Here is an 18800-nt window from a genome sequence, read left to right as displayed (position 1 = left end):
TAAACGATTACAAGAACGATTACAGGAGGTCGGCGTGAGTCGTCCGACGATTGCTGGGGTGGCCCGGGCGGCGGGGGTCTCGGTGGCGTCGGTGTCGCGCGTTCTGAACGGGTTGCCTGCCACCGAGGAGATGGTCGAGCGGGTCCAGCGGGCGGTGCAGGAGCTGGGGTATGTGCCGGATGCGCGGGCTCGGTCGCTCAAGGTCGGGCGGACGTTCCAGTTGACGCTGGCGGTCGCGGACGTCGGTAACCCGGTCTACGTGACGATGATGCGAGCCGTCGAGGAGGTCGTGTCCGCTGCGGGCTATCGGCTGGTGGTGACGACGACCGGGCCTGATGTGGTCGACGAGGTCGCGCTGGTCCGGGGGATGGCGCGAGGGTACGCCGACGGCCTGCTGATCAGCCCGATCCGCGTCGACGAAGACCTGGTCAAGTCGATCCGCGAGTGCGAGGTGCCGGTGGTTGTCGCCGGTAACGTCCCCGCCAAAGCCGGCGTAGACACCGTCCGAGCCAATTCCCCCAAGGGCATGCTGCTCGCCGTAGAACACCTGGTCGCCCAAGGGCGCCGGCGCATCGCTTTCCTGAATGGACCGGCAGACACCGTCCCTGGTGGCGCCCGAGCCAAAGGCTTCACGGATGCCCTTAAGACACACGGGTTGGAGCCCATCGCACTTGCCGAGGCAACAGACTTCACCTTCGCCGCCGGCCGCGCCGCCGCCCCCGACCTACTGACCGCCGGCGGCTTTGATGCGGTGATCTGTGCGAACGATTTGTTGGCGGTCGGACTGATGCATGAGTTGGCTGCCGTTGGGTTGGACGTGCCGGGGGATGTTGCGGTGGTGGGGATGGATGACAGTGAGTTGGCCGAGCAGTGTTTTCCGACGTTGACGAGTGTGAATCTGGGGTCGGCCGAGCGGGGGCGGCGGGCGGCTGAGTTGCTGTTGGCAAGGATCGAGGACAACGACCGGACGCCGCGGCGCATCGTCGTACAGCCGTCGTTGAGTATCAGGAGGTCCACCCCGTGACGGCGACCCTGACCGCGCCGACGCAGGTCCAGAAGCCGGGTAAGCCCAAGCAGAACAGGGAAGCGATCTTCCTGTTCCTGCCGGCCTTGCTGCCGGTGCTGATCCTGAGCGTCTACCCGCTGATCCGCGGCATCGCGCTCGGCTTCACCGACGCGCGGGCCGGCCTGCACGTCGAGACGAACTTCGTCGGCTTCGACAACTTCAGCAAGCTGTTGCACAACAACCTGTTCTGGGACTCGTTCCGGATCGGCGTGATCTGGACCCTGTCGGTCACGATCCTCCAGTTCGTCGCGGCGCTCGGCCTCGCGCTCCTCCTCAACACCGACATCAAGTTCCGCGGCGTCGCCCGCACCCTGGCGCTGATCCCGTGGGCGATGCCCCCGGTGGTCGTCGCGATCATGTGGCGCCTCCTGCTACACCCGACCAACGGCCCGGTCAACGAGATCCTGCAGAACCTGCACCTCACCGACCACCCGATCAACTTCCTCGGCAACTTCAGTACGGCGCTGCCGGCCGTCATCGTGGTCGGTATCTGGGTCGGTATGCCGATGACCACGGTCACGCTCCTCGCCGGCCTGCAAGGAATCGACCGCACCCTGTACGAAGCGGCCGCGGTCGACGGCGCCGGCGCGTGGAGCCAGTTCTGGAACATCACGCTCCCGCAGCTCCGGACCGTCATCGTCGCGATCACCAGCCTGGACATGATCTGGAACTTCAACTCGTTCGGCCTGGTGTACGTCCTGACCGCCGGCGGGCCGGGCGGCAAGACGATGCTGCCGATGCTGTTCGCGTACAACGAGGCCTTCCGCTACGGCAACTTCGGAATGGCCGCGGCGATGGGTGACGTGATGGTCGTCATCATCATCCTCTTCCTCTTCTTCTACCTGCGGAACCGGTTGAGGAGCGAAGCATGAGAACCCGACCCACCACCCGCGCGCTCCAGTACATCGCGGTCCTGGCGTACCTGATCTTCCTCGGCTTCCCGCTGCTCTGGCTGATCACCAGCTCGCTCAAGTCGCCGCAGGAGTTCGCGAGCATCAACCCGTCGATCCTGCCGAAGCACGTCGACTTCTCCAACTACACCGACGCGCTGAACGAACAGGGCCTGGTCCGCGGTCTCGGCAACAGCCTGCAGATCTCGGTCTACAGCACGATCCTGGTGCTGATCGTCGCGCTGCCGGTCTCGTACGCACTGGCCCGTTTCCGCAGCCGGCTGCGGCCGCTCACGAACGGCTGGATCCTGGTCAGCCAGGTATTCCCGGTGATCCTGATCGTGATCCCGCTGTTCATGATCCTGCGCCCGCTGCACCTGACGAACACGATCCCCGGCGTGGTGATCGTCTACATGGTCTGGTCGCTCCCGTTCGCGCTGTGGATGCTGCAGGGGTACGTCGCTGCCGTGCCGCGCGAGCTGGAAGAGGCGGCGTCGGTCGACGGCGCGAGCCGGGTGCGGACGATCGTCTTGATCGTGATGCCGCTGCTCCGGCCGGGCCTGATCGCGACCGCGATGTTCACCTTCATCTCGGCGTGGAACGAGTTCTTCTTCGCCCTGGTCCTGTTGCAGGACCCGCAACTCAAGACACTTCCGCTGGTGCTCGCCCGCTTCGTCGGTGCCGAGGGCCAGGTGCAGTTCGGCCCGTTGGCGGCCGCGTCCGTACTCGCAACTGTCCCAAGCCTGGTGTTTTTCGCCTTCCTGCAGCGCCGGTTGACTTCCGGCCTGCTGAGCGGCGCAGTCAAGGGTTAGAAATCCCCTGAGGAGATGCAATGAAGAAAGCACTGACCGCTCTGGCGGCGGTGGGCGCACTGGTGTCGCTCGCCGCCTGTGGGGGCAACAGCAACGACGACAACAGTTCGGGTTCGTCGACCGAGAAGGTGACGCTGAAGTTCCAGAGTCTCGCCTTCCAGAAGACGACGGTGGCCGCGACCAAGAAGATCGTCACCGACTGGAACGCCGCCAATCCGAACATCCAGGTCGAGTACGTCCAGGGCAGCTGGGACTCCGTGCACGACCAGCTGGTGACCCAGTTCCAGGGCGGGACCGCGCCGGACATCATCCACGACGAGTCCGCCGACATCACCGGCTTCATCAACCAGGGCTACCTCGCGGACCTCTCGCCGTACCTGAGCCAGGGCACCAAGGACTCGGTCTCGCAGGGCGTCTGGGACACGGTCTCGAGCGACGGCAAGATCTACGGCGCACCGACCCTGATGCAGTCGTACGTCGTGCTCGCGAACTCGGCGATGCTCAAGCAGGCCGGGATCACCGCGACGGGTGACTCGCTGAGCTGGGACGACCTGGCCGCCGACGCGAAGAAGCTGACCGCCGCGGGCAAGTACGGACTCGGCTGGGGTCTGAAGAGCCCGACCGCGACCGTGCTGAACCTCGGCATGAACTTCGACGGCAAGTTCTTCGACGGCACCGGCAAGGACGCCAAGGCAACGATCGGCGACGCCGAGCTCGAGGTGCCGAAGCGGATCCACGACATGGCCTACACGGACAAGTCGATCGACCCGACCTCGCTGACCCAGAGCGCGTCCGACGTACTGCCCGGCTTCTACGCCGGCAAGTACGGGATGATTGTGGCCGGCAACTATGTCGCGCAGCAGATCCTCGAGGAGGCGCCGAAGACCTTCCAGTGGGAGGTGCTGCCGCCGCTGAAGGGCACCAGCACCAAGCAGGCCGCGAACCCGCAGACCCTGTCGGTGCCGGCCGAGGGCAAGCACATCGAGCAGTCGGCGAAGTTCATTGACTACTTCATGAAGGCCGAGAACCTGGCCGCGGTCGGTCAGGGCGACTGGCTGATCCCGACCACGCAGGCGGCCCGGGACGCGATCCTCAAGACGACCGGCGGTAAGAACGGCTGGCAGCAGACGCTTGCCAGCGGCACCGAACTGACCAAGGCGCCGTTCCAGAGCGTCGAGAACTACCCGAAGTGGAAGGACCAGATCGCCACGCCGGCGCTGCAGGAGTACCTGGCGAACAAGACCGATCTGGCTGCCCTGGGCAAGAAACTGAGCGATGGATGGGGTCAGGTCAACCAGTGACGCCGGAGAAGACCAGCACGCTGGAAGAGAAGTCGGTAGGTGCCCTCGTCGGTTCCGCGGTCGGTGACGCGATCGGTGGAGCCGTCGAGGGCTGGACCCCGGAGGCGATCCGGGAACGGCACGGCGGCTGGGTGACCGGCATCGTCGGCCCGTGGTTCGACGACTGGCGGACGGCGCGTCCGATCGCGCCGTACCACAAAGGCGACGGGCACATCACCGACGACACCTTGATGACGCACGCGCTGGTCGAGGTGTACGACGAACGCCGCGCTCACCTCGACGCGTATGCGATCGCGGAGTCGCTGGTGCCGAAGATGCTCAACGGGACCCGCTGGGTCCCCGAGCTCGAGGCGGACGCGTTGCTGCTGCAGCGCGTGTTCCTGGCCGAGAAGTGGTTGGTCGCCAGGCTGCACTACGGGCATGTCGATCCGCGGGAGGCGGGCGTCGGCAACATCGTCAACTGCGGTGCGGCGATGTACATGGCACCGGTCGGCGTCGCCAACGCCGGCGATCCCGAGGGAGCGTACGCCGAGGCGCTCGACGTCGCCGGCGCACACCAGTCGAGCTACGGGCGGGAGGCGGCCGGCGTGTTCGCGGCCGCCGTCGCCGCCGCGATGATCCCGGGCGCGACCCCCGCGTCCGCGGTCGAGGCCGCGCTCGGCCTGGCCAAGGACGGCACTCGGAGGGCCGTCGAGGCCGTGGCCGAGGCAGCCATTGGCGTGACGGACTGGGAGCAGGCGATTCCCCTGCTGCGCAAGGCGATCGAGCCCTACGACACCGTCGGCCCGAACTACCGCGAGCTGTCCATGGACGCCCGCCGTCCGAGCCGTACGAAGGCGATCGAGGAGCTTCCGGTCGCGCTCGGTTTCGTGCTGGTGTCCGAAGGAGATGTACGCCGGGCCGTCCTCGGCGGTACGAACTACGGCCGCGACGCGGACTCGATCGCGTCGATGGCCGGGGCGATCACCGGGGCCTTGAGCGGGCGAGACGGCGTACCCGCGGACTGGGCCGCCGACATCGCCGCAGCGAGCAAGACCGACCTGATCGAGCCGGGACGGGTGATGGCCTCGGTGGCCGTCGACCTGCAGGCCGCCGACGCGCGTCGATGGGCGCGACGCAACGAAGTACTGGAGACTTTGACGCAATGAGAATGACCTGGGTCCAGCCGGAGGACCTGCTCCCGCACCAGCTGGTCCAGGCGCGGTCCGAGGGTGTCGACGTCACCGACGTCCAGGCCCGCTGGCTGGCAGCAGGCGGTACGACGGACGCCCCCGTGTCGGGCGCCTCCGCCGAGCCCGCCCCACCGGCGCTGCGTGCACTCGCCCGAGAGTTGCTCGACGTTCTCGACGCACGTACTGCGGACTGGCACGAGCCGGAGATCCCTGAGCTGCCGTCTCTCGGCGAGCCAGTGGACCTCGAGGCGCGGACGGTGAACGCCTGGCTCGGTCGGTGCGCCGGAAACCTGCTCGGCAAGCCGGTGGAGAAGATCCCGCGCGAGGGCATCCGGGAGATCCTCGCCAGCTCGGGCCAGTGGCCGCTGGCGCAGTACATCACCGCTGTCGGCGTGCCGGACGACGTGCAGCGGCGGTGGCCGTGGAACCGGCGATCGAAGGTGAACAGCCTGCGCGAGGTCATCGACGGGATGCCCGAGGACGACGACATCAACTTCGCCATCCTCGCGCTGCTGATGATGGAGCGGTACGGGCGCGGCCTGACCACGGAGGACGTCGCGCTGAGCTGGCTGAACGACCTGCCGGCCGGTCGCGTGTTCACTGCGGAACGTGTTGCCTACCGCAACCTTCTCGAAGGTGTCGACCCCGCCCGCGCGGCCGTCGTCGGGAACCCGTTCCGCGAGTGGATCGGCGCGCAGATCCGCACCGACGCGTACGGCTGGGCGAACCCCGGTGACCGTACTGCGGCCGCTCGGCTGGCCCTCGTCGACGCCCGGCTGAGCCACACCGGCGCCGGAGTCGACGGCGCACTCTGGGTAGCCGCCATGTCGGCGGCCGCCCTGATCCTCGACGATCCGGTCAAGGCCGCTGTCGCCGGCCTCGAGGTGGTCAACGGGCAAGGTGCGATCGCCCGTGCCGTCCGGTTCGGACTGACGCTCGCGGATGCGGAGCTCGACGACGCACTGGACGCGCTGCATGCGGAGTACGGCGACCTGCATTGGGTGCACGCGGTGAACAACACCGCACTCACGGCGTACGCGTTGACCGCTCCGGACTTCACCACCGCGATCGGTCGTGCGGTGATGGGCGGCTGGGACACCGACTCGGCCGGCGCGACGGTGGGTGCTGTGTTTGGCGCGACGCGTGGGGTTCCGGCAGAGTGGTCCACACCACTGGACAACCGGGTGACCACAAGCCTCCCGGGAATGAACCAGATCGCGATCGACGAACTGGCGGCGAGGACTGTGGAGGTGGCCCGGGGTGCGGCCTGAGGTTGTAGTAGTAGGCAGCGCGAACGTGGATCTCGTGTTGCCGGTGCAGCGGATCCCGCGTCCGGGCGAAACCGTTCTGGCCGGCGTCATGAGCCGCGGACCGGGCGGCAAAGGGGCCAACCAGGCGGTCGCGTCGGCGCGGGCCGGTGCACGGACTGCAATGGTCGTCGCTGTCGGTGCGGACGACGGCGGTGCGCTACTGCGCGATGCGCTCGGCGGCTCCGGTGTAGACCTCTCGCTGGCGACGACCAGCGATGCCCCGACCGGTACGGCGATCATCACGGTCGAGGAGAGCGGCGAGAACTCGATCGTCGTCGCTCCGGGCGCGAACGGCGAGCTGACCTTGTCGGCTGATGCGTTGGCCGCAATCGGACAAGCGAAAATCGTGCTTTCCCAATTGGAGATCCCGTTCTCGACCGTCCGGGCGGCGGCCGAAGCATCGATGTACTTCATTCTCAACGCGGCCCCGGCGGCGGACCTCTCCGACGAGTTGCTCGCGGAGGTCGACCTGCTGGTGGTGAACGAGACCGAGGCCGAGGCGATCGGTGGTCCGGACCGGTCCGCGTTGCTGAAGAAGGTGCCGGCCGCGATCGTCACGCTGGGTGGAGAAGGTGCGGTCATCCTGACCCGGGACGCGGATGAGATCGCGGTTTCCGGGGTACCTGTTGAGGTGGTGGACACGACTGCTGCGGGCGATACGTTCTGTGGGGTGCTGGCCGCAGCGCTAGCCTCCGTGTTACCTGCGGCGTCAGCTAACGACTCGATCACGGGAAGCGACCTGACGAACGCGGTCCGACGCGCTAACGTTGCTGCTTCATTGAGTGTTCAAGCCGCGGGGGCAATCTCCTCGGTGCCTCACGGGGATGCAATCGACGCGCGTTATGCGGAGGTGTACCTGTGAATCCGCTCGAACCGCGGCCCATCGATCTGCCCGCAAGGGTCGACTTGGGCCTCGGGACCGATCTGTCCTTCCTGGACGACGCCAAGATCCTCGGCGCCCCGGAGGACTCGTCCGATCTGCCCCGCTGGCGGGCCAAGCTGGCCGAGTGGCGGTTCGGCGCTATCGAGCGGACTCGGTACGACGGCTCGCACTACGACGAGCCGGGTCGCGAGTGGACCCAGACGGCGTACTCGGTGGTGCTGGTCTGGCTCTGGGACGACCTGCTGTACGACGTCGAGACCGGGAAGTTCACGCCGGAGAAGTTCGTGCAGCACGGGCTCGACGAGTTCGGCGGGCACGACGCGATCGTGCTCTGGCACGCGTACCCGGTGATCGGGATCGACGACCGGAACCAGTTCGACTTCTACCGGGACGTGCCGGGGCTGCGGGCGCTGATCGACGACCTGCACCGGCTCGGCCTGAAGGTGTTCTTCGACTACAACCCGTGGGACGTCGGCACCCGGCGGTCCGCCCGCTCCGACGCGGACGAGTTCGCCGGCCTGGTGACGGACTTCGACGTCGACGGCGTCTTCCTGGACACGTTGAAGGAAGGCGACCCGGCCTTCACCCGCGCGCTCCGCCGGGCGAACCCGGCGATCGCCTTCGAGGGCGAATCACGGTTGCCGATGGCAAGGATTTCGGACCACGCGTTGTCCTGGGCGCAGTGGTTCGCGGACACGGACGCGCCGGGCGTACTGCGTGCGCATTTGTTCGAGCGCCGGCACATGATGCATCACACCCGCCGCTGGAACCGTGATCACAGCGATGAACTGCAGTCCGCCTGGGTGAACGGCGTCGGCATGCTGGTCTGGGAGTCGGTGTTCTCGGCCTGGGTCGGCTGGAACGCCCGCGACCGCGCGACCCTGCGCCGGATGGTCGCCGCCCAGCGCGCGTTCGCGCCGGTGCTGATCAGCGGCGACTGGATCCAGCTGACGCCGGAGATCCCGGAGAAGGCCCGCGACCACGGCGTCTACGGGTCCCGGTTCGATCTGGCCGACATCACCTTCTGGACGCTGATCAACCGCGACGAGGAGGACTTCGACGGCATCGTGCTGCGGTCCGAGGATCAGGTCGGCGACTGGTACGACGTGACGTCGGGCGTCCCGATCACCTCCGACGACGACGGCGTCCACCTGGTCGTGCCGGGTCGCGGTGTGGCCGGCATCATCCGGGTCGGCGCGACCGCCGGCGCTTCCTGCCGGGCGACTGCACGCCGGCTGGGCACGATGCCGCGGGCGCACAACAGCGAGTCCGCGTTCCCGATGCGGCCGGCTGAGCTGGTCGCGGTGCCGACGGTCTCCGGCGACGCGTCGATCGGCGCGACGGTCGCCGTACCGGCCGGGGAGCGGACGTTGATCGTGCGGCACCGGCGCCGCGAGACCGGGCTGTACGACACAGCGCCGTACGTCGAGGAGTGGAAGCCGCTGCCGCCTCGCCTGCACGACATGCAGACCGTCAAGCGCGAGGTCTCGCTGTCCGGTGTCTCGGTCGCGATCGCCGAGGTGACGAATGCGGAGTACTCCGAGTTCCTGAACGAGACCGGTTACCGGCCCGTGGTCGCGAACCGGTTCCTGAAGCACTGGGTCGAGGGCGCTCCGGTTCCCGGGACCGAGGACCACCCGGTGACGTACGTCGACCTGCCGGACGCGCGCGCGTACGCCGCGTGGCGTGGCGCCCGCCTGCCGACCGAGGACGAGTGGCAGGTTGCCGCGGCTGTCGACGGGTTCGTGCGCCGCGAGCCCCTGGTGTGGAATCTGACCGAGAGCGAACACCGCGACGGTCGCAGCCGGTTCTGCATTCTCAAGGGCGGTTCGCATTATGTTGCCAAGGGCTCCGATTGGTACGCCGACGGCGGGCCGCAGTCGCCCGAGGTCAGCTTCAAGCTGGTGCTGACCGGCGGTGGTCTCGATCGTTCGGAGACCATCGGCTTCAGGTGTGCGGGATGAGACCTGCTCCTCTTGACGGGGTGAAGGTGCTCGAGGCGGCGACGCTGTTCGCGGGACCGCTGGCGGCGACCTTCCTCGGTGACTTCGGCGCCGACGTGACGAAGATCGAGCATCCGTCCCGGCCGGATGCAGCGCGGACGCACGGTGCTTCGAAGGACGGTGTCGGGCTGTGGTTCAAGACGCTCGGGCGGAACAAGCGGCTCGCGACGCTCGACCTGTCGCGCGGGCGGGACGTGTTCCTCTCGTTGGTGCGCTCTCATGATGTCCTCGTGGAGAACTTCCGGCCGGGGACGCTCGAGCGTTGGGGGCTTGGGCCTGATGTCTTGCTGGAGGCGAACCCCCGGCTGGTGATCGCTCGCGTGACGGCGTTCGGGCAGGTCGGGCCGTGGTCGCGGCGGCCCGGGTTCGGATCGTTGGCCGAGGCAATGAGCGGGTTCGCTGCGGTCACCGGTGAACCGGACGGTCCGCCGACGCTGCCGCCGTTCGGTCTCGCGGACGGGATCACCGCGCTCGCCACGGCGTACGCCGTCCTGGTCGCGCTGCGCGAGCGGGATCGGTCCGGGGCCGGTCAGGTGATCGACATGGCGATCATCGAGCCGATCCTGATGATGCTCGGCGGCGGCATCACGGCGTACCAGCAGACCGGGTACGTGCAGCCGCGGCTCGGGAACCGGTCGTCGAACAACGCGCCGCGGAACGTGTACAAGACTGCGGACGGTCGATGGGTAGCCGTGTCGACAAGCTCGCAGAGCATCGCCGAGCGCGTGGTGACACTGGTCGGGCGCGCGGATCTGGTCGCGCAGCCCTGGTTCGCGACCGGGCGGGAGCGGGCTGAGCATGCCGACGAGTTGGACGACGCAGTCGGTTCGTGGATCGGTTCGAGGGGCTTGGACGAGGTGATGGCCGAGTTCGAGAAGGCCGAGGCCGCGGTCGGCCCGGTGCACGATATCCGCGGGATCATGAGCGATCCGCAGTACGCCGCGCTCGGGACGATCGTCAGCGTCGACGACGACGAGCTCGGCGGTCCGGTGCAGATGCAGAACGTGCTGTTCCGGTTGTCCGAGTCGCCGGGGTCGATCCGCTGGGCCGGCGGGCCGCACGGCGCGAACACCGACGAGGTGCTCGCGGACATCGGCGTCACCCCCGACCAGCTCGCTGCGCTGCGAGCTGCCGGAGTTGTGTAGTAGTCGCCTGGAGGGGGTGTTCAGAAGTGCTGACGGCACTGTATGTTCCGGCCAACCGGCCGGACCGGTTCGCGAAAGCTGTTGCCGCGGGCCCCGATCTGGTGGTGTTCGACCTGGAGGACGCCGTACCGGTCGACGCCAAGGCGGATGCGCGCGGCTGGGCGGTCGCCTGGATCGCGGCGAACGCGCGCGGCCCGGTGGAAATCCGCGTCAATGCGCTCGGCTCGCCTTGGATCGACGACGACCTGGCCGCGATCTCCGCCGTACCCACGGTCCGGATCCGGCTGCCGAAGGTCGAGAGCGCGGCCGATGTCCGGGCCGTGCTGGAGAAGGTGCCGTCGGCAAGGATCACCGCGCTGATCGAGTCGCCGCTGGGCGTTGAGCGCGCGTTCGAGATCGCGACCGCCGATCCGCGGGTGGTCGCGGTCGCGCTGGGTGAGGCCGATCTGTCCAGCGCACTCGGCGTCGACGACGCGGCCGGCTTGGCGTGGTCGCGCGGTCGGCTGGTGTCTGCGTCCCGGGCGGCCGGGCTGGGCGCGCCGATGATGTCGGTCTATCCGCGGGTCGACGACTTCGACGGGCTTCGGCGTACGTCGCTGGAGGGGCGGATGCTCGGCTTCGTCGGTCGTACGGCGATCCACCCGCGCCAGCTGTCCACGATCGTCGAAGCCTTCACGCCGACTGCCATCCAGGTGGCCGAGGCCGAGGCTTTGTTGGAGGCGGTTGACAAGGCAGGCGTCTCCGACGGCGGCGTGATCGTCCTGCCCGACGGCCGGATGGTCGACCCGGCCATGATCGGGCGCGCCCGCGAGGTGACCACCCTCCTGCGGGAGATCCAGTCCCGGTCAAGTTAGTCTCGAAGCATGCTGCCGCGCAGTGTTGATGCCGTAGTGATCGGTTCGGGGCCGAACGGGCTCGTGAGCGCGATCACGCTTGCCGACGCGGGCTGGGACGTGCTGGTGCTGGAGGCCGCCGACACGTTCGGCGGTGCGGTCCGGTCGACCGAGGAGGGCGGCTGGATCAGTGATCGTTTCAGTTCGAACTACCCGCTCGGGGTCGCGTCGCCGGTGATCCGGGCGCTGGAGCTGGAGAAGTACGGCCTGAAGTGGGCCAATGCCCCGCTGCCGCTGGTGCATCTGCTCGACGAGGACGGCGCCGCTGCGGCGATCCACCCGGATCCCGAGGACACCGCCAAGTCGCTCGGCGCCGAACACCCCGGCGATGGTGACGCGTGGCTGCGGCTGTATCAGCAGTACGTGTCGCTCCGCGAGCCGTTGCTGAAAGCGCTCCTCACCACCTGGCCGCCGGTCGGCCCGGGCGTCAAGCTGGCGCGGAAGCTGGGTTCGGTGGGGGAGTTGCTGCGGTTCGCGCGGTTCATGGCGATGCCGATGCACCGGATGGGCCAGGAGCTGTTCGACGGGCGGCAGGGGCCGGCGATTCTCGCCGGGAACGCGCTGCACGCGGACGCGCCGTTGTCGGGCAGCGTCAGCGGCACGATGGGCTGGCTGCTCGCGATGCTGGCGCAGGACGTCGGTTACCCGGTTGCGATCGGCGGATCATCGGCGTTCTCCGACGCTCTGGTACGACGGGCCGAGCGTGCGGGCGCGCTGCTGATCCCGGGTACGCCGGTGACACGCGTCGACGTGTCCGCCGGCCGCGTGACCGCCGTACACACGGCATCCGGCGAGACCGTCTCGGTCGCACGCGCCGTCATCGCCGACACGTCCGCGCCGGCGCTGTACGGCGGATTGTTGCCGGAGGCACTCATTCCGGCGGGGCTGCGACGTGATCTCGACGAGCGGTTCGAGTGGGACTACCCGACGGTCAAGCTGAACTTCCGCCTCAGCGGCCCGATCCCGTGGAAGGCAGCGGAGGCGCGGCTGGCCGGCGTCGTACATCTCGGTGGGACGGCTGACGATCTTGTCCACGTGTCCGCGGATCTCGACACCGGGCGGATCCCGGCGCAGCCGTTCCTGCTGATCGGACAGACGACGAAGTCGGATCCGTCCCGGTCGCCCGAGGGCACCGAGGCGGTCTGGGCGTACTCGCACCTGCCGCGCGGGATCGCCGACGACGCGGCCGCGGAGAAGCTGGCCGGCCGGATGGAGCGCGCGATCGAGCGGTTCGCGCCGGGCTTCGGCGACCTGGTCATCGCCCGCGACCTGCAGCGCCCGTCCGCGCTGGAGTCGGCCAACGCAGCGCTCGGTTTCGGCGCCCTCGGCGGCGGCACGATGCAGTTGCACCAGCAGCTCATCTTCCGCCCGACGATCGGCCTCGGCAGCGCCCGCACCTTCGTCACCGGCCTCTACCTCGGCAGCTCCGCCATCCACCCCGGCGGCGGCGTCCACGGCGCCTGCGGCCACCTAGCCGCCCGCACCGCCCTCCGCGACGCCTCCCTCCTGGGCCCCGTAACCCGCTCGCTTCCCGCCGCAGCCCTGCGCCACCTTCAACGGTGAGACTCGACGAGGCAGGCTGTCGAGCTCGGGTGGCGGCTGCGCGGGTGGCACGACTCGCGACCGTCGGATCGGACCTGCGGCCTCACCTCGTGCCGGTGACGTACGTCGTGCATGGGGACGAGCTGTTCATCGCGATTGATCAGAAGCCGAAGTCGACGACCGCGTTGAAGCGGCTGCGCAACATCGCGGCGAACAAGCGGGTCGCGGTACTGGTGGATGAGTACGAGGAGGACTGGACGCATCTGTGGTGGGTCCGGGTCGACGGGGTCGCGCGGGTGGTGGCCTCGGATGCGGCGGCGGTCGAGTTGCTGGTGGCGAAGTACCCGCAGTACGAGGCGGATCCGCCGCGTGGTCCGGTGATCGCGATCCGTGCTGACGGGTGGTCGGGGTGGACGTATCGAGGGGAGGACTGACCGTGGTGGACGGGTTGCTGCGGGAGTTGGCGCCGCAGGTGCTGGGGTTCTTGGCGCGGCGGCACGGACAGTTCGATCTGTGTGAGGACGCCGTACAGGAGGCTATGCTCGCGGCGGCGACGCAGTGGCCGGTGGACGGCGTACCGGCTAATCCTCGTGGGTGGTTGATCACCGTTGCGACGCGGCGGTTGACGGACGCGTTCCGGAGCGAGAGCGCGCGGCGGCGGCGTGAGGACAACCTGGCCGCGATGGCCGGGCCGGAGGAGTTGGTTGCCCCGGGCGCCGATGTCGACGAGGCTCCGGATACCGATGACACGTTGACGTTGCTGTTCCTGTGCTGCCATCCGGCCGTCACGCCGGCGTCGCAGGTGGCATTGACGCTGCGCGCGGTCGGCGGTCTGACGACGGCGGAGATCGCGCGGGCCTTTATGGTGCCAGAGGCAACGATGGCGCCGCGGATCAGTCGGGCGAAGAAGAGCATCAAGGCGGCGGGGAGCCGGTTCGCGATGCCGCCGGAGTCCGAGCGAGCCGAGCGGCTGCGCGTTGTACTGCAGGTGCTGTACCTGATCTTCAACGAGGGCTACACGGCGAGCTCGGGGGAGGAGTTGCAGCGGGTCGAGCTGACTGCGGAGGCCATCCGGTTGGCGCGGATGTTGCGTACTGCGCTGCCGGACGACGGCGAGACCGCAGGCCTGCTGGCGTTGATGTTGCTGACCGACTCGCGCCGGGCGGCGCGCACGACGGCGGACGGCGGTCTGGTGCCGATCGACGAGCAGGACCGGTCGCTGTGGGACCGCGCACAGATCACCGAGGGCGCCGACCTGATCCTGCACACGCTGCAGCAGGGAGGACTCGGGCCGTACCAGCTGCAGGCCGCGATCGCCGCCGTCCACGCTGAGGCGCCAAGCGCGGACGAGACCGACTGGCGGCAGATTCTCTCGCTGTACGTCGTGCTGGAGAAGATCGCCCCGAACCCGATGGTGACGCTCAACCGCGCCATCGCGCTCTCGCAGGTCGAGGGTCCGCAGGCGGGTCTCGACCTGCTGGCGACGCTCGAGGACGACAAGAACATCACCGAGACCCATCGCCTCGACGCCGTCCGCGCCCATCTGTACGAGCGCGCCGGCGAGCTCACCAAGGCGCACGAGCATTACCTGGCGGCAGCCCGCCGTACGACGAGCTTGCCGGAGCAGCGCTATCTGCAGGCGAAGGCCGACGCGATCACGGGATGAGTCGGTAGAAGCGGAACAGGTCGGTGTGGAACGGGAGCACCTGCGTCTGGCTGAACCCGGCCTCGGTGGCGTAGCGGCGGAGCGTATCCGGGCGCATCAGGGCGCCGGTGGCGGCCGAGTCCGGATCGCCCATCGCGTCGGGGAGGCAGGACATCAGGCTCCAGCCGTAGTGGTACTGCTCCAGCTCGGATGCCGGTGCGGTGAACTCGTCCTCGACCAGCTCATCGAGGACCAGGACCGAACCGCCATCGGCGAGCATGCTTCGGGCGGTGCGTAGCGCGTCGACGGGCTGCGACATGTCATGCAGCGCTTCGAGGATCGTGACCAGGTCGAATCGGCCGCTCAAGGTCTCGGATGCGTCCGCGACAGAGAAGGTGACCCGATCGCTGAGTCCTGTTTCCTGCGCGTGCGCCTGGGCGGCCGCGATGGCGTCCCCGTCCAGATCCACGCCTTGGACGGTGATCCGCGGGTAGGACTGGGCCATCGCGATGGACGACCAGCCGGTGCCGCAGGCGAAGTCGGCCACCCGGGCCGGCGGGTCGGCGCGGAGGCGTTCGTCGACCTCGGGGATGGCGGGCAGCCACTCCTTGCCCAGCCGGTTCAGGTACGTCGGGCGGTTGAACTCCGCGCGCCCCTCGGGCTCCCACGGCTGGTGCGGTGGGGCGTCACCGGTGCGGTACGCCTCGACGAGATCCGGGAGCATCCGCGCCGCTCGCGCGAGCTCGACGCCTTTGTAGCCGTGGTAGTCGACGTGGTCCTCGTCGGCCAGCACTGGGATGTGCTCCGCCGGCAAGGTGTAGCGCCGTTCAGTCGGAGCCGCCTTGACGTCGTCGACGTCGACGAGACCGCTGGCGGCGTGGTGCTCGAGCCACTCGCGGATATAGCGCTCGTTGGTGCCGGTGCGTTCGGCCAGCTCGACCGAGGTCGCGGGGCCTTTGTCGGCGAGCGCCTGGTACAGGCCCAGGCGCTCGCCGAGGTAGATGGAGTAGAGCTCGAGTGCGGCTCCGGCGTTCCGGAAGATCCGCTCGACGAGTGCGTTGGTCCGGTCCATGGAGTGGATCGTACTGGCGTCTGTATGAGGGTCAGGGCGTGCTGACCCGGCGTCCGCCCTCATGGGACTCGATCGCGGCGTGCGCGAGCTGCAAGGCCCGGCGGCCGGCGCGTGCATGGACGGGTGGTTGCTCGCCCTTGCGTAGCGCCGTGAGCAGCGCGTCGACGTGGCGGTCGAAGGTTCCGGCGAAGTTGCGGGACTCGTCGTCGAAGTACGTCGAGTGCCAGCGCTGCTCGACCGGATCGCCCGCCTTCTGGAACGTGAGCGCACGGACGGTGTCGTGAATGACGAGTCGGCCCGCGGTGCCGTTGACCTCGATCCGCTGCGTGTCCGGGTAGGCGTACGACGAGTCGTACGTGCCGAGCATCGTGCCGACCGCGCGGTTCTCGAACTCGAGGGCGAGCGCGACCGTACTGAGGGCGCCGTACGTCTTGTCGGTCATCTGCGCGGATACTGAGGCTACTGGTCCGACCAGTTGCTCGAGCATGTCGAAGCCGTGGCACTGGGTCTCGATCAGGTTGGCGTGCGGCGAGTTGCCGCGGTTCGCCTCGCCGCCGAATCGCCAGGTCGCGAAGACGAGGTCGCCGAGCTCGCCGGCCTCGATGAGCGCCTTCGCGCGCTGCACGGGTTCGGCGTACCGGTGGTTGAAGTTGATCGCGAAGAAGTTGTCGCCGGCCTCCGCGAGCAGGCTGTCCGCCTCGGCGAGGTCGAACACAAGCGGCTTCTCGACCAGCAGCGGTACGCCGGTACGCACCAGCTTCAGCGTGATGTCGTAGTGGTCCTCGTTCGGCAAGCAGACCGTGACCAGCTCAGGCTGCTCGGTCCGCAACATCTCGTCGAGATCGGTGTACGGCGTGGTGCCGTACTTCTCGGCCCGCGCCCGCGTGCGGTCCGGCGTACGACCGAAGATGCCGCACAGTTCGGTGTCGTCGCGTCGCGAGAAGATGCGGGCGTGGTGCTCGCCCCACCCGCCGGCGCCGACGACCGCGACCCTCATGAAGCTGCCTCCTGCGTGACGACGACCTTCCCGCTCTCACCGCTCATGAACAGGCTGAACGCGTCGCCGATGTCCGCGACCGGGAAGCGATGGCTGATCACGCGGGAGATCAGGTCCTGATGCTCCGACAGCAGCGCGAGGTTGCCCGGCATCTCGTCGTACCGGAAGTACTCGCTGCCGAGGATGGCGTGTTCGGGCGAGATCAGGTCGTCGGAGACGTCCATGGTGAGCGATTCGCCGTGGCCGACGCAGATGAGTGCGCCGCGCTGGCTCACGATGTCGAGTGCGGCCCGGCGCGCGGACTCCTTGCCCGACGAGTCGAACGCGACGTCAGGAGAGCCGGCCGTGCTCAGATCGTCCGCGAGCAGGGGGATCGCGCCGAACGACTCCGCAAAATCGAGCCGCCAGCGCGAGAAGTCGGAGATATAGACCGGTACGTCGGCGCCGTACTTGAGCTTGCTCATCACGGTCAGACCGAGTCCGATCGGGCCGGCGCCTGCGATGTACACGCTCTCGACGTCTGGTCTGACCAGTGACGCCCGCCCGATCGCGTGGCTGCTGGTGCCCATCACGTCGAGCAGCATTGTCGCGTTGCCGATCTCGATGTCGTCGGTGATCGGGAAGAAGTTCGACTCGTGCACCAGCTCGTACGGGCCGTAGCCGCCGTCGTGGCTGAAGCCCATGTCGGCACGTTTGGCCAGGCACTGGTTGGTCGCGTTCAGCTTGCAGCTGCGGCACTCGCCGCAGAAGTCCATCAGGAACACTGCGCCGCGGGTGCCGACCGGCGTGCTGCTGCCTTCGCCGATTTGGATCACCGTGCCCGCAGCTTCGTGGCCGGGGACGACTTGAGAGCCGTCGTAGTACTGGTGCCGGTCGGTGCCGCAGAGGGCGTTGGCCTGGACGGCGAGGAGGAGTTGGCCGGGTCCGGGGTCCGGGTACTTGTGGTCCGCGAACTCGATCTTTCCGGCGCCGGTGAACCTGGGGGCGAGGGCAGTACGCGTCATGCTGCCGGAATTTACTACGTAGCAAATCCTGCCCACAAGGGTTTGTCTGCAGACGGATGTGTTAGCGGGTGGTGCTCTCCCGGACGCGGAGTTCGTAGCCGGCCATCCGGTGCTGCGGGACGTGATCGTCGTCCAGTTGCTCATCGAGCAGGTCGAGCGCGGTGCTCGCGAGGTCGTCCATCAGGGGAGCGATGGTGCTGAGGCTCGGTGTCGAGAGGCTCGACTCGACGATGTCGTCGAAGCCGATGACAGACACCTCGCCTGGTACGTCGATGCGGTTGCGCTGCAGTGCGCGCAGTGCTCCCAGCGCTGCGGAGTCGTTCATCGCGAAGATGCCGTCGGGGCGCAGCTGCTCGAAGGTCCGGCTGATCGCCTCGGCAGCGGCCGCGGTGGTCCAGTCGCAGTCGACGATCAAGGTGGGGTCGAGGTCGATCCCGTGCTTCTTGAGCGCCGCCTGATAGCCCTGACGGCGGAGTTGGTACGAGCGTCTCGGGCCGTGGTTGGCTCCGAGTAGCAGGATCCGCTGCCTGCCGGTGTCGAGCAGATGCGTGACGGCAGCCTGCGCAGCCTCACGGTTCTTGATGCCGACGTGGTCGATCGCGCTGCCGGGCTCACGGTCGCCGACCAGGACGACCGGGTGCGTACTGCGCTGGTCGGTGCGGCTGAGCGAGACCGCGCTCATGATCACGCCGTCGGTGAGGACGTCGCCGCCACCGCGGAGCAGTTCGACCTCGAGGTCGTGGCGGCCGCCGGTGGTCTCGACGAGGATCGTCGTACCGCGGTCGCGGGCGGCGGCGATGACGGCTTCGGCGAGGTCGGCGAAGTACCGCTCGCGGAAGGTGGGGACGGCCAGGGTGACGGTGCCGGTCCGGCCGGTTCGCAGGCGGCGGGCCGCGGTGTTCGGGCGGTAGCCGAGGGCGTCGAGGCTGGCCTGGACGCGGGCGCGGGTCGCGGGGGAGACGTGGACGTAGTTGTTCACCACGTTCGAGACGGTGCGCTGGGACACGCCTGCGTGGCGGGCCACGTCGGACATGCTGACCGCCACTGCTGTGCTCCTTCAGGGCT

At 68.5% G+C, this 18800-nt stretch carries 17 protein-coding genes; 13 read left to right on the top strand and 4 right to left on the bottom strand.

Annotation, left to right across the window (positions count from 1 at the left end; genetic code table 11):
* Positions 1-34 precede the first annotated feature (34 nt).
* The 13 genes from ACQPYH_RS28100 to ACQPYH_RS28040 are packed head-to-tail and all read left to right on the top strand — an operon-like array spanning position 35 to position 14683.
* Positions 35-1024 carry a LacI family DNA-binding transcriptional regulator gene (locus ACQPYH_RS28100; RefSeq protein WP_432877129.1) on the top strand — a complete coding sequence of 330 codons (990 nt, stop codon included), beginning with the start codon at positions 35-37 and terminating at the stop codon, positions 1022-1024.
* Complete coding sequence (locus tag ACQPYH_RS28095; protein WP_363873986.1) at positions 1021-1938, top strand: carbohydrate ABC transporter permease; 918 nt, start codon at positions 1021-1023, stop codon at positions 1936-1938. The genes ACQPYH_RS28100 and ACQPYH_RS28095 overlap by 4 nt, the downstream gene beginning before the upstream one ends.
* Entirely contained in the window at positions 1935-2768 is an 834-nt protein-coding gene (locus ACQPYH_RS28090) for a carbohydrate ABC transporter permease (RefSeq protein WP_432877126.1), read from the top strand. Before ACQPYH_RS28095 ends, ACQPYH_RS28090 begins: the two co-directional genes overlap by 4 nt.
* Positions 2769-2788: 20 nt before the next feature.
* Entirely contained in the window at positions 2789-4069 is a 1281-nt protein-coding gene (locus tag ACQPYH_RS28085) for an ABC transporter substrate-binding protein (protein WP_432877124.1), read from the top strand.
* The gene (locus ACQPYH_RS28080; RefSeq protein WP_432877121.1) at positions 4066-5217 is read left to right on the top strand and encodes an ADP-ribosylglycohydrolase family protein; all 1152 of its coding nucleotides are present in this window, start codon (positions 4066-4068) and stop codon (positions 5215-5217) included. Before ACQPYH_RS28085 ends, ACQPYH_RS28080 begins: the two co-directional genes overlap by 4 nt.
* Positions 5214-6512, top strand: coding sequence for an ADP-ribosylglycohydrolase family protein (locus tag ACQPYH_RS28075; protein ID WP_432877119.1), 1299 nt, complete (start codon positions 5214-5216; stop codon positions 6510-6512). The genes ACQPYH_RS28080 and ACQPYH_RS28075 overlap by 4 nt, the downstream gene beginning before the upstream one ends.
* Positions 6502-7413: a ribokinase gene (locus tag ACQPYH_RS28070; RefSeq protein WP_432877116.1), complete on the top strand. Its 912-nt coding sequence runs from the start codon at positions 6502-6504 to the stop codon at positions 7411-7413. Before ACQPYH_RS28075 ends, ACQPYH_RS28070 begins: the two co-directional genes overlap by 11 nt.
* Positions 7410-9398, top strand: a complete 1989-nt coding sequence (locus ACQPYH_RS28065) for an SUMF1/EgtB/PvdO family nonheme iron enzyme (protein WP_432877114.1) — start codon at positions 7410-7412, stop codon at positions 9396-9398. Before ACQPYH_RS28070 ends, ACQPYH_RS28065 begins: the two co-directional genes overlap by 4 nt.
* The gene (locus ACQPYH_RS28060) at positions 9395-10582 is read left to right on the top strand and encodes a CaiB/BaiF CoA transferase family protein (RefSeq protein WP_432877111.1); all 1188 of its coding nucleotides are present in this window, start codon (positions 9395-9397) and stop codon (positions 10580-10582) included. Before ACQPYH_RS28065 ends, ACQPYH_RS28060 begins: the two co-directional genes overlap by 4 nt.
* 26 nt (positions 10583-10608) lie before the next feature.
* Positions 10609-11436, top strand: coding sequence for an HpcH/HpaI aldolase/citrate lyase family protein (locus ACQPYH_RS28055; protein WP_432877108.1), 828 nt, complete (start codon positions 10609-10611; stop codon positions 11434-11436).
* A gap of 9 nt (positions 11437-11445) precedes the next feature.
* Positions 11446-13038 (top strand): phytoene desaturase family protein, encoded by a 1593-nt coding sequence (locus tag ACQPYH_RS28050; RefSeq protein ID WP_432877105.1) that lies wholly within the window; start codon positions 11446-11448, stop codon positions 13036-13038.
* Positions 13035-13451 (top strand): TIGR03668 family PPOX class F420-dependent oxidoreductase, encoded by a 417-nt coding sequence (locus ACQPYH_RS28045; protein ID WP_432877103.1) that lies wholly within the window; start codon positions 13035-13037, stop codon positions 13449-13451. The genes ACQPYH_RS28050 and ACQPYH_RS28045 overlap by 4 nt, the downstream gene beginning before the upstream one ends.
* A complete protein-coding gene (locus tag ACQPYH_RS28040) occupies positions 13427-14683 on the top strand; it encodes an RNA polymerase sigma factor (protein ID WP_432877100.1) in 1257 nt (418 codons plus the stop codon). The genes ACQPYH_RS28045 and ACQPYH_RS28040 overlap by 25 nt, the downstream gene beginning before the upstream one ends.
* Here ACQPYH_RS28040 and ACQPYH_RS28035 read toward each other — a convergent pair.
* The 4 genes from ACQPYH_RS28035 to ACQPYH_RS28020 all read right to left on the bottom strand — a co-directional run bounded on the left by ACQPYH_RS28035 (position 14673) and on the right by ACQPYH_RS28020 (position 18780).
* Positions 14673-15734: a class I SAM-dependent methyltransferase gene (locus tag ACQPYH_RS28035; RefSeq protein ID WP_432877097.1), complete on the bottom strand. Its 1062-nt coding sequence runs from the start codon at positions 15732-15734 to the stop codon at positions 14673-14675. The two genes, ACQPYH_RS28040 and ACQPYH_RS28035, sit on opposite strands and share 11 nt — an antisense overlap.
* A gap of 31 nt (positions 15735-15765) precedes the next feature.
* Positions 15766-16731 (bottom strand): Gfo/Idh/MocA family protein, encoded by a 966-nt coding sequence (locus ACQPYH_RS28030; protein WP_432877095.1) that lies wholly within the window; start codon positions 16729-16731, stop codon positions 15766-15768.
* Complete coding sequence (locus ACQPYH_RS28025) at positions 16728-17735, bottom strand: alcohol dehydrogenase catalytic domain-containing protein (RefSeq protein WP_432877093.1); 1008 nt, start codon at positions 17733-17735, stop codon at positions 16728-16730. Before ACQPYH_RS28025 ends, ACQPYH_RS28030 begins: the two co-directional genes overlap by 4 nt.
* Before the next feature lie 61 nt (positions 17736-17796).
* Positions 17797-18780 (bottom strand): LacI family DNA-binding transcriptional regulator, encoded by a 984-nt coding sequence (locus tag ACQPYH_RS28020; RefSeq protein WP_432877092.1) that lies wholly within the window; start codon positions 18778-18780, stop codon positions 17797-17799.
* Positions 18781-18800: the final 20 nt, after the last annotated feature.

Source organism: Kribbella sp. CA-245084 (genome assembly GCF_050942355.1).
In the GTDB taxonomy this organism is placed as follows: domain Bacteria; phylum Actinomycetota; class Actinomycetes; order Propionibacteriales; family Kribbellaceae; genus Kribbella.
The sequence above is the reverse complement of the archived record's forward strand: the minus strand, read 5'-3'. Positions and strand labels throughout refer to the sequence as shown.